At 69.1% G+C, this 14,215-nt stretch carries 14 protein-coding genes; 8 read left to right on the top strand and 6 right to left on the bottom strand.

The window, feature by feature from the left end; genetic code table 11:
* Nucleotides 1-582 (top strand): glycosyltransferase (locus GO615_RS25725; RefSeq protein ID WP_211167363.1); only part of this gene is annotated, 582 nt, incomplete at its 5' end.
* Between the two features lie 2 nt (nucleotides 583-584).
* Complete coding sequence (locus tag GO615_RS25720; RefSeq protein ID WP_169132714.1) at nucleotides 585-1,433, top strand: UDP-2,3-diacylglucosamine diphosphatase; 849 nt, start codon at nucleotides 585-587, stop codon at nucleotides 1,431-1,433.
* 126 nt (nucleotides 1,434-1,559) lie between these two features.
* On the opposite strand, the gene GO615_RS25715 is transcribed toward GO615_RS25720, so the two are convergent.
* Nucleotides 1,560-1,742, bottom strand: coding sequence for a ribbon-helix-helix protein (locus GO615_RS25715; RefSeq protein ID WP_169132713.1), 183 nt, complete (start codon nucleotides 1,740-1,742; stop codon nucleotides 1,560-1,562).
* Between the two features lie 228 nt (nucleotides 1,743-1,970).
* On the opposite strand from GO615_RS25715, the gene hyfB reads away from it, so the two are divergent.
* From hyfB to GO615_RS25685, 6 genes are all read left to right on the top strand, one after another.
* On the top strand, nucleotides 1,971-3,971 hold the full coding sequence (gene hyfB / locus GO615_RS25710) for a hydrogenase 4 subunit B (protein ID WP_169132712.1): 2,001 nt from the start codon (nucleotides 1,971-1,973) through the stop codon (nucleotides 3,969-3,971).
* On the top strand, nucleotides 3,968-4,915 hold the full coding sequence (locus GO615_RS25705; protein ID WP_169132711.1) for a respiratory chain complex I subunit 1 family protein: 948 nt from the start codon (nucleotides 3,968-3,970) through the stop codon (nucleotides 4,913-4,915). The genes hyfB and GO615_RS25705 overlap by 4 nt, the downstream gene beginning before the upstream one ends.
* 6 nt (nucleotides 4,916-4,921) lie before the next feature.
* Nucleotides 4,922-5,581, top strand: coding sequence for a formate hydrogenlyase (locus tag GO615_RS25700; RefSeq protein ID WP_169132710.1), 660 nt, complete (start codon nucleotides 4,922-4,924; stop codon nucleotides 5,579-5,581).
* On the top strand, nucleotides 5,581-7,035 hold the full coding sequence (locus tag GO615_RS25695; protein ID WP_169132709.1) for a hydrogenase 4 subunit F: 1,455 nt from the start codon (nucleotides 5,581-5,583) through the stop codon (nucleotides 7,033-7,035). The genes GO615_RS25700 and GO615_RS25695 overlap by 1 nt, the downstream gene beginning before the upstream one ends.
* Nucleotides 7,036-7,189: 154 nt before the next feature.
* A complete protein-coding gene (locus GO615_RS29405; protein ID WP_169132708.1) occupies nucleotides 7,190-8,734 on the top strand; it encodes an NADH-quinone oxidoreductase subunit D-related protein in 1,545 nt (514 codons plus the stop codon).
* Nucleotides 8,734-9,288 carry an NADH-quinone oxidoreductase subunit B family protein gene (locus tag GO615_RS25685; RefSeq protein ID WP_169132707.1) on the top strand — a complete coding sequence of 185 codons (555 nt, stop codon included), beginning with the start codon at nucleotides 8,734-8,736 and terminating at the stop codon, nucleotides 9,286-9,288. Before GO615_RS29405 ends, GO615_RS25685 begins: the two co-directional genes overlap by 1 nt.
* A gap of 134 nt (nucleotides 9,289-9,422) precedes the next feature.
* On the opposite strand, the gene GO615_RS25680 is transcribed toward GO615_RS25685, so the two are convergent.
* From GO615_RS25680 to GO615_RS25660, 5 genes are all read right to left on the bottom strand, one after another.
* Nucleotides 9,423-10,013: an NADPH-dependent FMN reductase gene (locus GO615_RS25680; RefSeq protein ID WP_169132706.1), complete on the bottom strand. Its 591-nt coding sequence runs from the start codon at nucleotides 10,011-10,013 to the stop codon at nucleotides 9,423-9,425.
* Between the two features lie 71 nt (nucleotides 10,014-10,084).
* On the bottom strand, nucleotides 10,085-10,474 hold the full coding sequence (locus tag GO615_RS25675) for a DoxX family protein (RefSeq protein ID WP_169132705.1): 390 nt from the start codon (nucleotides 10,472-10,474) through the stop codon (nucleotides 10,085-10,087).
* A gap of 102 nt (nucleotides 10,475-10,576) precedes the next feature.
* Nucleotides 10,577-11,995, bottom strand: a complete 1,419-nt coding sequence (gene pyk / locus GO615_RS25670) for a pyruvate kinase (protein ID WP_169132704.1) — start codon at nucleotides 11,993-11,995, stop codon at nucleotides 10,577-10,579.
* A gap of 151 nt (nucleotides 11,996-12,146) precedes the next feature.
* Nucleotides 12,147-12,545 carry a GlcG/HbpS family heme-binding protein gene (locus GO615_RS25665; protein ID WP_169132703.1) on the bottom strand — a complete coding sequence of 133 codons (399 nt, stop codon included), beginning with the start codon at nucleotides 12,543-12,545 and terminating at the stop codon, nucleotides 12,147-12,149.
* A gap of 168 nt (nucleotides 12,546-12,713) precedes the next feature.
* Nucleotides 12,714-13,982 carry a glycerate kinase type-2 family protein gene (locus GO615_RS25660; protein ID WP_169132702.1) on the bottom strand — a complete coding sequence of 423 codons (1,269 nt, stop codon included), beginning with the start codon at nucleotides 13,980-13,982 and terminating at the stop codon, nucleotides 12,714-12,716.
* Between the last annotated feature and the right edge of the window lie 233 nt (nucleotides 13,983-14,215).

The raw sequence follows: 14,215 nt of genomic DNA, 5'->3' as shown, positions 1-14,215 counted from the left end.
GGCGCGGAGGGCCTCGCGGTGGTGTGGGTCGGGCGCGTTGCGCCGGAGAAGAACCTGCCGCTGGTGCTCGAGGCTTTCGCGGCGATCCGCCGCCGGCACCCGGCCGCGCGCCTCGTGATCGTGGGCGACGGGCCGCTGCGCAAGTCGCTGCAGGCCGCCAATCCCGACGTGGTGTTTGCCGGCGCGCGCCGCGGCGAGGACCTGGCCGCGCACTATGCCTCGGGGGATCTGTTCCTGTTTCCCAGCCTGTCGGAAACCTGGGGCAACGTGACGCCGGAGGCGATGGCGAGCGGACTGTGCGTGGTGGCCTACGAGTGCGCGGCGGCGGCGGAGGTGATTGCGAACGGCTGTGACGGCCTGCTGGTCCGCCCGGGGGCGGCGGCGGCCTTCGTCGCCGAATCGCTCGTCGCCGCGGGCGACGCCGGGCTGCGCGCGCGCATGGGGCTGGCGGCGCGCCGGCGCAGCGAATCGCTCGACTGGGAACGCATCCACGACCGCTTTGCGGCGCTGCTACAGGGCGTGGTGGACGACGCGCAGGATGCGCTTCCCGACCTCCTTCCCGTCAAGGCGACGGTGCGCTGACGATGCCCCAGGTACGCTCCGTTTTCATCTCCGACGTCCATCTCGGCACGCGTGCGTGCCAGGCCGAGCGGCTGCTCGACTTCCTGCGCGAACATCCCTCGGACTACCTCTACCTGGTCGGCGACATCGTCGACTTCTGGGCCATGAACCGCGGCATTCAGTGGAGTGCGACGCAGAACACCGTGGTGCAGAAGGTGCTGCGCCGCGCGCGCCAGGGCTGCAAGGTGTTCTTCATCCCCGGCAACCACGACGAGGCCCTGCGCGAGTACGTGGGAATCGCGTTCGGCGACATCCGCGTGGAGTCGGAATGGGTGCATGAGGCGGCGGACGGGCGCCGCTACTGGCTCGTGCATGGCGACGAGTACGACCAGGTCACGCGCCACCATCGCTGGGTCGCGCTGCTGGGCGACGTGGCGTACAACGCGCTGGTGCGCATCAACCTGTGGCTGTCGCGCCTGCGCCGCCTGCTGCGCCGGCCGGGTTATTGGTCGCTGGCGGGCTTTGCGAAGCAGAAGGTGAAGCGCGCGGTGAACTTCATCTTCGACTTCGAGGCCTCGATCGCTCATGCGACGCGCCGCAAGGGGCTTGACGGCGTGATCTGCGGCCACATCCACTGGGCGGCGGACAGTGAGATCGAGGGCGTGCGCTACCTGAACTGCGGCGACTGGGTGGATAGCTGCACCGCGATCGTCGAGCATCTCGACGGGCGCATGGAGGTGGTGCGCTGGGGCGTGCCGCTTGCCTACGGCGCGGCGCAGCCGGTGTTCGAGCGGGCCGAACTGCCGGGGCTGGTCACGGCCCGCATGGCCGATCCGGCGGCATCGGGCGAGGTGCGTCGGCGGGCGCCCTGACCCGATCAACTGCATGAACGGATCGTAGGGCGGAAAAGCGCAGCGCCTTCCGCCGTGCCGCGATCACGCTCGCACGTCTCGCATTCGGCGGATAACGCCTTCGGCTCATCCGCGCCACAAAGCTGCTCAGTCGTCCTTCAGCCACTCCGGCAGCGTGCGGTTGCCGGCGTTTTCCTGCACGTATTGGCGGATCAGCCGGCGCACGACCTGCGAGGGCGTCAGATCCTTGCTGGCGCAGATCTCCTCGAAGAGCCGTTTCTTCTCCGGGTCGATCAGCAGGGTCAGGCGGGCAGTTCGGTTCTCTTTCATCACGCATTGGCGATTGCGGCAATTAACATCAAATTAACATTGAAAGCGGTATTGGTATTAATGTAGTGTGCAGCAGATACGAACGCAATGACGCATCTCGAGGAGTCCTGCCGGTGGGTGAAAGGGAAGCGGTTCGCGATTGCTGCGTAGCACCGTCCGAACGTGTGCGGCACCCGGCGGGTGCGTGCTCCGTCGGCCGGGATCACCGCTGACACCGGGGGAGGGCGCGTGCTGGTTCTCGACTGGATCCTGATCGTCGTAGCGGGCTGGCTCGCGCTGGGGTTCGCCGGGATCGCGGCCTTGCGCAACACCGCGTTCGTCGCCCGCGTGCTGTTCCCGGCCGGGGCCGTGCTGGCGGCCGCGCTCGCGGGACTCGCCGCCGCTGCGCTGGCCGGCACCCCGGAGACCGCGGTGCTCGCGCTGGGCCTGCCCGACCTGCCTTTCCACCTGCGCCTCGACGGGCTGTCGGCCTTCTTCCTGCTCGTGATCGGCGCGACCTCCGTCGGCATCTCGGTCTTCGCCGCGGGCTATTTCCGCCACGGCGAGGGCACGCCGCCCGGACTGATGTGCCTCGAGTACCACCTCTTCCTCGCCAGCATGGCGATGGTCGTGCTGGCCGACGACGCCTACGCCTTCATGGTGATGTGGGAAACGATGGCGCTGTCGTCGTTCTTCCTCGTCACCGCGAACCACCGCGTGCCGGCGATCCGCGAGGCGGGTTTCCTGTACCTGCTCATCGCCCACATCGGCGCGATCGGAATCCTGCTGTGCTTCGGCGTGCTGCAGGCCAACACCGGCGACTACACCTTCGCCAACATGCGCGCACAGTCGCTGTCGCCGCTGTGGGCATCGGCCGCCTTCCTGCTCGCGACGCTCGGCTTCGGCGCCAAGGCGGGCATCCTGCCGCTGCACGTGTGGCTGCCGGAGGCCCATCCGGCGGCGCCGTCGCCGGTGTCCGCGCTGATGAGCGCCGTGATGCTGAAGACCGCGATCTACGGCCTGCTGCGCGTGAGCTTCGACCTGCTCGGTGCGCAGCAGTGGTGGTGGGGCGTGCTGCTGCTGGCGGTCGGCCTCGCGACCGCGCTGTACGGTGTCGTGTTCAGCGCGGTGCAGACAGACATGAAGCGCCTGCTCGCGTATTCGTCGATCGAAAACATCGGCCTGCTCTTCGTCGGCATCGGCCTCGGCGTGCTGTTCAACGCCTACGGCATGAAGGCGCTGTCGGCGCTGGCGCTCACGGCGGCGCTGTACCACGTCCTCGCCCACGCCTTCTTCAAGAGCCTGCTGTTCCTCGCCACCGGCTCGGTGCTGCACTCGACCGGCGAGCGCAGCCTCGGCAAGCTCGGCGGACTGATGCGGCGCATGCCCTGGGTGGCGTGGCTGTCGCTGGTCGGGGTGCTGGCGAGTTCGGGCCTGCCGCCGTTCTCGGGATTCGTGTCGGAATGGCTGCTGCTGCAGAGTTTTCTGTTTACGACCGGGCTGCCCGATTCCTTCCTCAACATGATGGTGCCGGTGCTCGCGGCGGGCATCGCGCTGGTCGCCGCGCTGGCCGGCTATACGATGGTGAAGTTCTTTGGCGTGATCTTCCTCGGCCAGCCGCGCGAGCCGAAGCTCGCCGACGCGCATCCGGCGTCGCCGCTCGAGCGCGCAGGCCTCGTCTGGCTGGGGGCGGGCTGCGTGCTGCTGGGCCTGTTCCCGGTGGCGGCGATCGGCCTGATCGACCCGGTCACGCAACTGCTGGTGGGCGGCGGTATCGCCGAGACGGTGCGGGCGAACGGCTGGCTGCTGCTGTCGCCGAGTTCGCCCGAGCGTGCGAGCTACAGCCCGCTGGTATTCCTGCTGGTCGTCAGTGTCGCGGTGCTGCTCGCGGTCGTGCTCGTGCGCAAGTTCTATCACGGGCGCCTGCGCCGCGCGCCGGCATGGGACTGTGGCTATCCGGCGCAAACAGCGCGCATGCAGGATTCGGCCGAGGGCTTCGGCCAGCCGATCCGCCAGATCTTCGAGCCCTTCTTCCGCATGCGGCGCGAGCTGCCGTCGCCGTTCGACGCGAAACCGCACTACCGCGTCACGATCGAGGACCATTTCTGGCACTGGCTCTACCTGCCGGTCGCGCGGCTCACGGCCGGCATCGCGCGTGGCGTGGGGCGGCTGCAGCAGGGGCGCATTGCGATCTACCTGCTGTACAGCTTCGTGACCCTGATGGTCCTGCTGCTGGTGGTGAAATCATGAGCATCGTCGGCCTGTTCGCGCAATTGCTCGCGGTCATCCTCGCGCTGGCGCTGGCGCCCCTGCTGACGGGGTGGGTGAACCAGTGGCGCGCATGGCTGCAGAACCGGCGCGCGCCGGGCTTGCTGCAGCCCTACTGCGTGCTGCACAAGCTGTTCAACAAGGAGTCGGTCGTCGCGGAGCATGCCTCGCCGATCTTCCGCGTCGCGCCCTACATCATGTTCGGCTGCATGGCGCTCGCGTGCGGCATCGCGCCGACGCTGTCGACTGACCTGCCGCTGGCGCCCGCGGCCGACGCGATCGCGCTGGTCGGCCTGTTCGCGCTGGCGCGGGTGTTCATCTCGCTCGCGGCGATGGACATCGGCACCTCCTTCGGCACGCTGGGTGCGCGGCGCGAGATGCTGATCGGCTTCCTCGCCGAACCGGCGCTGCTGATGGTGCTGTTCTCGGCCTCGCTGATCACGCAGTCGACCTCGCTCGCGATGATCGTGGAAACGCTCGCGCACCAGCCCTTCGCGATCTACCCGAGCCTGGCGGTGGCGGGCGTCGCCTTCACGATGGTGTCGCTGGCGGAGAACGCGCGCGTGCCGGTCGACAACCCCGCCACCCACCTGGAGCTGACGATGATCCACGAGGCGCTGATCCTGGAATATTCGGGGCGCCATCTGGCGCTGGTCGAATGGGCGGCGTCGCTGAAGCTGTTCGCGTATTCGTGCATCGGCCTCGCGCTGTTCGTGCCGTGGGGCGTGGCCGAGGCGGGGACGCCGCTCGCGATCCTGTTCGCGATCCCGATGCTGGTCGTGAAGCTCGCGGTCGGTGGCGTGCTGCTTGCGCTGATCGAGACGATCAACGCGAAGATGCGCCTCTTCCGCGTGCCGGAGTTCCTCGCGACGGCCTTCCTGCTCGCGGTGATCGCGCTGCTGGTGCATGTGCTGCTCGGAGCCTAGGCACTCATGAACACGCTCCTCGCCCAATCGATCAACCTCTTCGCCGTCGTGCTGCTGGTGCTCGCGTTCGCGATGATCGCGCAGCGCCGCATCCTCACGCTGATCCACCTGTTCACGCTGCAGGGCGCGGCGCTCGCGGCGGCGACGCTGATCGTCGGTTATCTCACCGGCCAGCATCACCTGTACTTCTCCGGCGTGCTGACCTTCGTGCTGAAGGTGGTCCTGATTCCCATCCTGCTGCACCGGGTCATCGACCGGCTCAACGTGCGCTGGGACGTCGAGACGCTGTTCAACATCCCGACGACGATGCTGATCGGCATCGTGCTGGTGATCTTCGCGTTCAACCTCGCCGCGCCTATCGCCGGGCTGTCGGCGTCGGTCGCGCGCGGCACGCTCGGCATCGCGCTCGCCTGCGTGCTGCTGTCCTTCCTGATGATGATCGTGCGCGCCAAGGCGGTGCCGCAGGTGATCGGCTTCCTGTCGATGGAAAACGGCCTGTTCTTCGCGGCCACCGCGGCGACCAGCGGCATGCCGATGATCGTCGAGCTGGGCATCGCGTTCGACGTGCTGGTGGGCATCCTGATCCTCGGCGTGTTCATGTTCCAGATCCGCGAGCAGTTCGACAGCCTCGACATCCGCCATCTCGAAAAGCTGAAGGAAGACTGATGGATCCCCTCGCCCTCGTCCTCGCGATTCCGCTGCTGGGTGGCGTGCTGCTCGGCTTGTGGGGCCACCGCGAGCGGGCCGGGGACCTGAACGCGGGCGTGAGCCTGCTCACGCTGGCCGCGTCCGTGTGGCTCACGGTGATCGTCGTGCGCGACGGGCCGCTCACGGTGTGGGGCGAGTGGTTCTTTGTCGATCCGCTGAACGTCTTCCTCGTCACCCTGACTGCCTTCGTCGGCTTCACGACTTCGCTGTTCTCGCGGCCCTACATGCGCATCGAGCGCGACCACGGCAAGATGACGCCCGGGCGCATGCGGCTGTTCCACAGCATGTACCAGCTCTTCAACGGCACGATGCTGGTGGCGCTGACGACCAACAACCTCGGCATCCTGTGGGTGGCGATGGAGGCGGCGACGCTGACGACGGTGCTGCTGGTGTCGGTGTATCGCACCCCGGCGAGCCTCGAGGCGGCGTGGAAGTACTTCATCCTGTGCGGGGTGGGCATCGCGCAGGCGCTGTTCGGCACGATCCTGCTCTACCTCGCGGCCGAGCGCGCGATCGGCGGCGGCGAGAGCGCGCTGTTGTGGACGCACCTGGCGCAGTCCAAGCACCTGCTCGATCCCGGCATCCTGTCGCTGGCCTTCGTGTTCCTGCTGCTCGGCTACGGCACCAAGGTGGGCCTGGTGCCGGTGCATAACTGGCTGCCCGACGCGCATGCCGAAGGCCCGACGCCGATCTCGGCGGTGCTGTCGGGCTTGCTGCTCAACGTCGCGCTGTACGCGCTGCTGCGCTGCAAGGTGCTGGCGGACGGCGCGCTCGCGAACGGGCTGCCGGGGCGGATGATGATCGGCTTCGGCCTCGTCACGGTCGTCGTCGCGGCCTTCTTCCTGTCGCGCCAGCGCGACGTCAAGCGCATGTTCGCGTATTCGTCGATCGAGCACATGGGCCTGATGACCTTCGCGTTCGGCCTGGGCGGGCCGATCGCGAACTTCGCCGGACTGCTGCACATGACGGTGCATGCGCTGGTGAAGTCCGCGATCTTCTTCGCCGTCGGGCACGCCGCGCAGAAGGCCGGGTCGCAGGCGATGGAGGACATCCGCGGCCTGCTGAAGGTGAGTCCGACGGTCGGCTGGGGCTTGATGCTCGGGTCGCTGGCGATCCTCGGTATGCCGCCCTTCGGCGTGTTCGCGAGCGAGTTCCTGATCCTGACGACGGCGATGCGCGAGGCGCCGTGGGCCACGCCCTTCCTGCTCGTGGCGCTGGGCGTCGCGTTCGCGGCGATCTTCGGGCGGGTGCAGCCGATGGTGTTCGGCGAGACCTCGCTGCGCCCGCTCGCCCACCCGCCGGCGCTGCTGCCGGTGTTTGTCCATCTCGGGCTCGCGCTGATGCTGGGGCTCTACATCCCGCCCTACCTCGACGGCTGGTACCGGCAGGCGGCCCAGATGATCGGAGGCTAGAGTGCAACTACCCCCACGCTCACAGGTTTCGTGGAGGGCCGGCTGTGCACAGCCGGCCCGTTCGGCGGGCGCGAAGCCGTGCTTCGCGAATTCCCCTCCTCACCCCCCCGAGGGGGCGCAGGCCTCCCTTGGGGCGGCCCGGCGGGAGGCCTGAGTGGACTTTTTCGGGCTCGATTGCCGCTTCGAACGGCTCGACGCGCCCGTGCCGATCTTCGGCGCGCGGGTGCATGCCGCGCAGTGGAGCGCGCTGGCGCTGGCCGTGGCGGAGGCGAAGGGGCGGCTCGTGAGCCTGTGGGGCAGCGACGAGCGTGGTGCGGGCGACGGCTTCGCGGTGTCGGCGGCATACGCGACCGCGGACGGACTGCTGTGGGCGAAGCTCGGGCTGGAGGCGGAAAGGCCTGCTTACCCGGACATCTCGCGCTTCTTCCCCGCCGCGATCCGCATGCAGCGCGCCGCGCGCGACCTGGTCGGCGTCGAGGCCGAGGATGCGGGCGACGTCCGCCCGTGGCTGCGTCACGGCGCGTGGCCGGCGGACTATTTCCCGCTGCGCCTCGAGCACACCGGCCAGGAGCGTTTCGAGGCGCAGGCCGATGCCTACCCCTTCGTCCTCGTCGAAGGCGATGGCGTGCATGAGATCGCGGTCGGGCCGGTGCATGCCGGCACGATCGAACCGGGGCACTTCCGCTTCTCGGTCGTCGGCGAGAAGGTGCTGCGGCTCGAGGAGCGGCTCGGCTACAAGCACAAGGGCATCGAGCGCCGCTTCATGGGCATGGATACCGACGAGGGCGCGCGTCTCGCCGGGCGGGTGTCGGGCGACAGCACCGTTGCGTATGCCTGGGCCTACGCGATGGCGGCCGAATCGCTGGTCGGCGTGAAGGTGCCCGAGCGCGCGGCCTGGCTGCGCGCGCTGATGCTCGAGCGCGAGCGCGTCGCGAACCACCTCGGCGACCTCGGGGCGCTCGGCAACGACGCGGCGTTCGGCTTCGCCCTCGCGCAGTTCTCGCGCCTGCGCGAGGACTGGCTGCGCCTCAACCGCGAGTGCTTCGGCCATCGCCTGATGATGGACTGCGTGCGTCCGGGCGGGGTTGCGCGCGATGTCGACGCGGAAAGCTGCGCGAAGCTGCGCCGCCAGGTGACGGCGATCGCGAGCGAAGTTGCCGAGCTGAAGGACATCTACGACGAGCACGCCGGACTGCAGGACCGGCTGGTGACGACCGGCCGCGTCACGCCCGAACTCGCCGCACGCCTGGGCCTGACCGGGCTCGCCGGGCGGGCGAGCGGGCAGACGGCCGACCTGCGGGCGGACTTCCCGTGGCCGCCCTACGACGGCCTCGCGGTCGCGGCCCGCACGCATCGCAATGGCGACGTCGCGGCCCGTGTCGCGATGCGCTTCGAGGAATGCTTCGAGTCGCTGCGGATGATCGATGCGCTCGCCGCCGGGCTGCCGGGCGGGGCAGTCCATGAGCCGGTGCTGGCGACGCGGGACGGCATCGGGGCCGGCTGGGTCGAAGGCTGGCGCGGCGAGGTGTTCGTCGCGTTGGAAACCGACGCGCGGGGGCGCATCGTGCGCTGCCACTGCCACGATCCTTCATGGCAGAACTGGCCAGTGCTGGAGCACGCGATCATCGGCAATATCGTTCCGGACTTCCCGCTGATCAACAAGTCCTTCAACCTCAGCTACTCGGGGCAGGATCTGTAATGTGGCACATCCTGAAGTACATCGCCCGCCGCGGTCGTGTCACCGAGCCGGCGCCCGAACCGCTGGCGGGCACGCACCGCCCCGCGCACCTGATCCATGACGAGATTCTCGCCATCCTCGGCCGCGCGCTGGCGATCCGGCACGTCGATGCCGGGTCGTGCAACGGCTGCGAGCTCGAGATCAATGCGCTGAACAACCCCTACTACAACATCGAGGGGCTCGGCATCCGCTTTGTTGCCAGTCCGCGCCACGCCGACCTGCTGCTCGTGACCGGGCCGGTGTCGCGGAACATGGAGGTCGCGCTGCGGCGCACCTACGACGCGACGCCGGCGCCCAAGCTGGTTGTCGCGGTGGGGGATTGCGGTTGCAACGGCGGGATCTTCGGCGAGAGCTACGCGAGCTGCGGCGGCGTGTCGAACGTGATCCCGGTTGATGTGAGTGTGCCGGGCTGCCCGCCGTCGCCGGCGGAGATTCTGGCGGGGATCCTGGCCGCGGTGCAGGCGCGGCCGCCGAGCGAGGCGGTGCCTGCGGACTTCGCGCCCGGTTTCAACTGAATCCTCGCCGGGGCGCTATTAACCCGGCAACCAAATACCGTTCGGGCTGAGCTTGTCGAAGCCCTGCCAATGCCCTTCGACAAGCTCAGGGCGAACGGGGGCGCTATTCGATTGCCCTGTTAACAGCCGGGCAATCAGCCGCCCGCAATCTTCATCGCGAGCCGCGCGACGGCGGCGCCGACCGCTTCAACCGACGTCCGCACGCGCGCATCCTGCAGCTGACCTTCCGTGTCGAAGGCGCTATCCGCCTTGGGCACGCCGACCTGATCCGGCACGACGAGGAAGCCGAGGTTGGAGAGGTATTGCCTCGTGTGCTGCAGCGAGCGGATGCCGCCGAGCGCGCCGGGCGAGGCGGCGACGATGCCCGCGGGTTTGCCGCGCACATGCACCGTGCCGGGCTTGCCCGAGCCGTCGGGCAGGGGGCGCGAGAGCCAGTCGAAGGTGTTCTTCACCAGCGGCGGGAAGAAGCCGTTGTATTCGGGTGTCGCCAGCAGCAGGCCGTGATGTTCGGCGAACAGGGCCTGCAGGCGTGCCGCGGCGGGCGGGATGCCCTCGGCGGCTTCGAGGTCACCGTCATAGAGCGGCATCTCGTGGTCGCGCGGCTCGTACAGCGTGACTTCGGCGCCGGCCGCCCGCGCACCGCGCACGAGTACGGCGAGCAGCTTGCGGTTCCAGGAATCCCGGCGTGCGCTGCCGGGCATGGCGAGGAGTCGGACGGTAGGCATCGGGGCGTCTCCTGGGTGGTGGCCTTGTGTTGATCGAATATCGACTTACGATCGGCGGACGCCCCCGCAGTTCATTTCCTGCGTGCCTGCCACCACGTGTCGAGGCTCCACGCGCCTGCGCCATGTACCGCCAGCATCAGCATCCCGCCGGCGATCGCGAGGTTCTTCATGAACATGATGGACTGGATCTGGTTCGCGAAATCGGTATGGAAGAACAATGCGCTGAGGATGCAGAAGGCGGCCAAGCCGGCCGCCGCGAGCCGGGTGAGGGCGCCGAAGAGGATGCCCAGGCCGCCGCCGAGTTCGGCAAAGATCACGAGCGGCAGCAGGGCGCCGCTGACGCCCATTGACGCCATGTACTGCTGCGTGCCGGCGTAGCCGGCGCCGAGCTTGCCCCAGCCGGCGACGATGAAGATCAGCGCGAGAAGAATGCGCGCGACGAGCGCGGTTGCGTCTTTCATCGACTTCTCCTTGTAGTAAGGGCGTGGTGCCCTTCTAAGGATGTAGTCGAAATGCGACGCATTTGCAGGCCATTCCGGCGCGGAACGGCCTGCGGAGGGGGATTATTTCGGGATCTTCACTACGTGCAGCAGGTTGGTGCTGCCGCTGCGCCCGAAGGGCAACCCGGCGATGATCACCACGTCGTCGCCGGGCTGGGCGAAGCCGTGCGTGACGACCGCGGCGCTGGCGTGCTCGACCATCTCGGCGACGTCATGCACGTCCTCGAAGGGCACCGGATGCACGCCCCACACCAGCGCGAGGCGGCGGGCGGTGGCGAGCTGCGGCGTGAGGCCCAGGATCGGCGTGCTCGGGCGTTCGCGGCTGGCGCGCAGGCAGCTGAAGCCGCTGCTGGAGTAGGCGACGGTGGCCGCCGGGTTCAGCAACGCGGTGACGCGGCGCAGCGCGCAGCAGATGGCCTCCGGCGTGTTTGCCTGCGCCGGCATGTGGCTGGCCTCCAGCCCCGCGCGCCAGTCGGGGTCCTGCTCGACCTCGGTGATGATGCGATCCATGATCGTGACCGCCTCCACCGGGTACTGGCCGGACGCCGATTCTGCCGACAGCATCACCGCGTCGGCGCCGTCGTAGATCGCCGTGGCGACGTCGGAGGCTTCGGCACGGGTGGGCACCGGCGCGCTGATCATCGATTCGAGCATCTGCGTCGCGACGACGACTGGCTTGCCGGCGGCGCGGGCGGCGCGGACGATGCGTTTCTGCAGGATGGGCACCTGCTGCGGCGGCAGTTCGACGCCGAGGTCGCCGCGCGCGACCATGACACCGTCGGCTAGCGCGACGATCTCGTCCAGGCGCTCGATCGCGGCGGGCTTTTCCAGCTTGGCCATGATCCACGCGCGGTCGCCGACGATCTCGCGCGCCTCGCGGACGTCCTCGGGGCGCTGCACGAAGGACAAGGCCACCCAGTCGACGCCCAGCGACAGGCCGTAGTCGAGGTCGGCGAGGTCCTTGGGCGTCAGCGGCGAGATCGGCAGGACGACGCCGGGCACATTCACGCCCTTGCGGTCGGACAGCGGGCCGCCGACCAGCACGGTGGTGTCGGCGAAGTCCGGGCCGAAGGCCTCGACGCGCAGGCGCAGCTTGCCGTCGTCGAGCAGCAGCTCGGTGCCCGTTTCGAGGGCGGCGAAGATCTCGGGGTGGGGCAGATTGGCGCGCGTGGCGTTGCCCTCGCTCGCGTCGAGGTCGAGGCGGAAGCGGCTGCCGGCGGCGAGCATGACCTTGCCTTGCGCGAGCTTGCCGATGCGCAGCTTCGGGCCTTGCAGGTCCATCAGGATGCCGATCGGACGACCGACCTCGCGCTCGATGGCGCGGATCTGGCGCAGCCGCTCGGCGTGGTCGGCATGGCTGCCGTGGCTGAAGTTCAGGCGGAACACGTCGGCGCCGGCCTCGACGAGCGCGCGGATGCGCTCGGGGGTGGAACTCGAAGGGCCGAGCGTCGCGAGGATGCGCGACTGGCGGTGGCGTCTCATGGGTGTCTCCTCGTTGTTCTGTGGTGGTGCTCGCAGGGATACGTAGGGCGGGAGGAGCGAAGCGCATCCCGCCACGCGGCGGTCGAGACACTTCCGGCCGTTGGGATTGGCGGGATGCGCTTCGCTTTCCCGCCCTACATTCCTTGTCCGATCAGACGATGGCCGCGATGCCTGCGCGGGCGATCTGCGCGTCGTCGCTGGCCTTGACGCCCGATACGCCGACCGCGCCGATCACGGCACCATCGACGACGATCGGTTCGCCGCCTTCCAGCGGCACAACCGGCATCGCCAGCGCCGCGAAGCGGCCGCCGTTGATCATATCCTCCAGCGCCTTGCTCGGCTTGCCCGCCATCACGCTGGTGCGCGCCTTCTCGGGCGCGATCAGCGAACTCGAGAGCGGGGCGCCGTCCAGGCGCTGCAGCCACAGCGCGTGGCCGCCGGCGTCGCACACGGCGATCGTCACGGCCCAGCCGTTCCTGAGCGCCTCGGCTTCGGCGGCTGCGGCGATGCGCTTGACGTCGTCGAGGGTGAGGGCCTTGATGGTTTTCATTGTTTCTCTCCTGATTTCGCTTGTGTCGATGTTTCCGCTGTGGATACTGCGCTTCGTTTATTGCGCCACGCGGACGTTGTTCCGTGGGAGCGGCTTCAGCCGCGAACGGGCGCCGATTCGCGGCTGAAGCCGCTCCCACGGTCGGCGCCCTCGACGCGTTGCCTTCGGTTACAGCACGACGATGGCGCGGAAATCGTTGACGTTCGTGAGCGTCGGCCCGGTCACGAGCGAGTCGCCGAGCGCCTCGAAGAAGCCGTGGCCGTCGTTGTTCGCGAGGCTGTCGCGCGGGCGGATGCCCTGTGCCCAGGCACGCTTCAGGGTGTCGGGGGTGACGAAGGCGCCGGCGATCTCTTCGAGTCCGTCCACGCCGTCGGTGTCGCCCGCGACCGCGTGCACGCCCGGCTCGCCATCCAGCGCGACCGCGAGCGAGAGCAGGAACTCGACGTTGCGTCCGCCACGCCCGTTGCCGCGCACCGTGACGGTCGTCTCGCCGCCCGACAGCAGCACGCAGGGCGCGGCCACGGGCTGGCGGTGACGGCGCGCCTGCAGCGCGATGCCGGCCATGACCTTGCCGACGTCGCGCGCTTCGCCCTCGATGCTGTCGCCCAGCAGAACCGGCGTGAAGCCGGCGCAGGCGGCGACCTTCGCGGCGGCTTCGAGCGCCATCTGCGGCGTGGCGATGAGCGTGGTCGTGACGCGAGCGAGGCGTGCGTCGCCCGGCTTGATCGATTCGCCCGCGCCGCTTTCGAGCAGCGCGCGCGCCGCGGCCGGGAGATCGATGCCGTAGCGGGCGACGATCTCCAGCGCGTCGGCGCAGGTGGTCGGGTCGCCGACGGTGGGGCCGGAGGCGATGTCGATCGGGTTGTCGCCGGGCACGTCGGAGATCAGCAGGTTCACGACGCGCGCCGGATGACAGGCCGCGGCGAGCCGTCCGCCCTTGATCGCTGAGAGGTGGCGGCGCACGCAGTTCATCTCGGAGATCGTCGCGCCGGATTTCAGCAGCGCGCGGTTGATCGCCTGCTTGTCCTCGAGCGTGACGCCTGCGGCCGGCAGCGGCATCAGCGCCGAGCCGCCACCCGAGATCAGGCAGATCACGAGGTCGTCCGCGGTGAGGCCCTGCACCGTCTCCAGCATGCCGCGCGCGGCGGCGAGGCCGTTGGCGTCGGGCACGGGGTGGGCCGCCTCGACGATGGTGATGCGCTCGCACGGCACGGCGTAGCCGTAGCGGGTGACGACGAGGCCGGAAATCGGCCCCGGCCAGTTGCGTTCCAGCGCCTGCGCCATCGCCGCCGAGGCCTTGCCGGCGCCGATGACGATGGTGCGGCCCTTGGGCGGCGCGGGCAGGTGGCGCGGGATGCAGCGTTCGGGCTGGGCGGCCTGCACCGCCGCGGTGAACATCTCCCGCAGCAGGGCGCGGATGTCGGTTTCAGTGCTCATGGCAGGATCCGTATCGGGGAAGAAGGGCTGGATGGGCGGCGGAGCTATCAACTTGGCAATCAAAATGTTTGAAGTCTGTTCGGGCACCTTGTTCCTCCCCCTTCAAGGGGGGCGGAACAGGGGTTTCGGCGAGCACAGCTCGCCGCCTGTGGAGCGGCGAGGCGCAGCCGAGACTACCGGTTAGGAGGGGGATGGGTTTCTGCCACGCCTACGTAACCCATCCCCACCCCAAC

Source organism: Aromatoleum evansii (genome assembly GCF_012910805.1).
GTDB classification, from domain to species: domain Bacteria; phylum Pseudomonadota; class Gammaproteobacteria; order Burkholderiales; family Rhodocyclaceae; genus Aromatoleum; species Aromatoleum evansii.
Note: the sequence above shows the minus strand (reverse complement) of the source record. Positions and strands in the feature narration are given on the sequence as shown.

Bases quoted from the DNA above. Each gene is read 5' to 3' on its own strand.
- GO615_RS25685 (WP_169132707.1), top strand. From the start codon at position 8,734: ATGTGGCACATCCTGAAGTACATCGCCCGCCGCGGTCGTGTCACCGAG.
- GO615_RS25720 (WP_169132714.1), top strand. From the start codon at position 585: ATGCCCCAGGTACGCTCCGTTTTCATCTCCGACGTCCATCTCGGCACG.
- GO615_RS25665 (WP_169132703.1), bottom strand. From the start codon at position 12,545: ATGAAAACCATCAAGGCCCTCACCCTCGACGACGTCAAGCGCATCGCC.
- pyk (WP_169132704.1), bottom strand. From the start codon at position 11,995: ATGAGACGCCACCGCCAGTCGCGCATCCTCGCGACGCTCGGCCCTTCG.
- GO615_RS25705 (WP_169132711.1), top strand. From the start codon at position 3,968: ATGAGCATCGTCGGCCTGTTCGCGCAATTGCTCGCGGTCATCCTCGCG.
- GO615_RS25695 (WP_169132709.1), top strand. From the start codon at position 5,581: ATGGATCCCCTCGCCCTCGTCCTCGCGATTCCGCTGCTGGGTGGCGTG.
- GO615_RS25680 (WP_169132706.1), bottom strand. From the start codon at position 10,013: ATGCCTACCGTCCGACTCCTCGCCATGCCCGGCAGCGCACGCCGGGAT.
- GO615_RS25715 (WP_169132713.1), bottom strand. From the start codon at position 1,742: ATGAAAGAGAACCGAACTGCCCGCCTGACCCTGCTGATCGACCCGGAG.
- GO615_RS25675 (WP_169132705.1), bottom strand. From the start codon at position 10,474: ATGAAAGACGCAACCGCGCTCGTCGCGCGCATTCTTCTCGCGCTGATC.
- GO615_RS25700 (WP_169132710.1), top strand. From the start codon at position 4,922: ATGAACACGCTCCTCGCCCAATCGATCAACCTCTTCGCCGTCGTGCTG.
- GO615_RS25660 (WP_169132702.1), bottom strand. From the start codon at position 13,982: ATGAGCACTGAAACCGACATCCGCGCCCTGCTGCGGGAGATGTTCACC.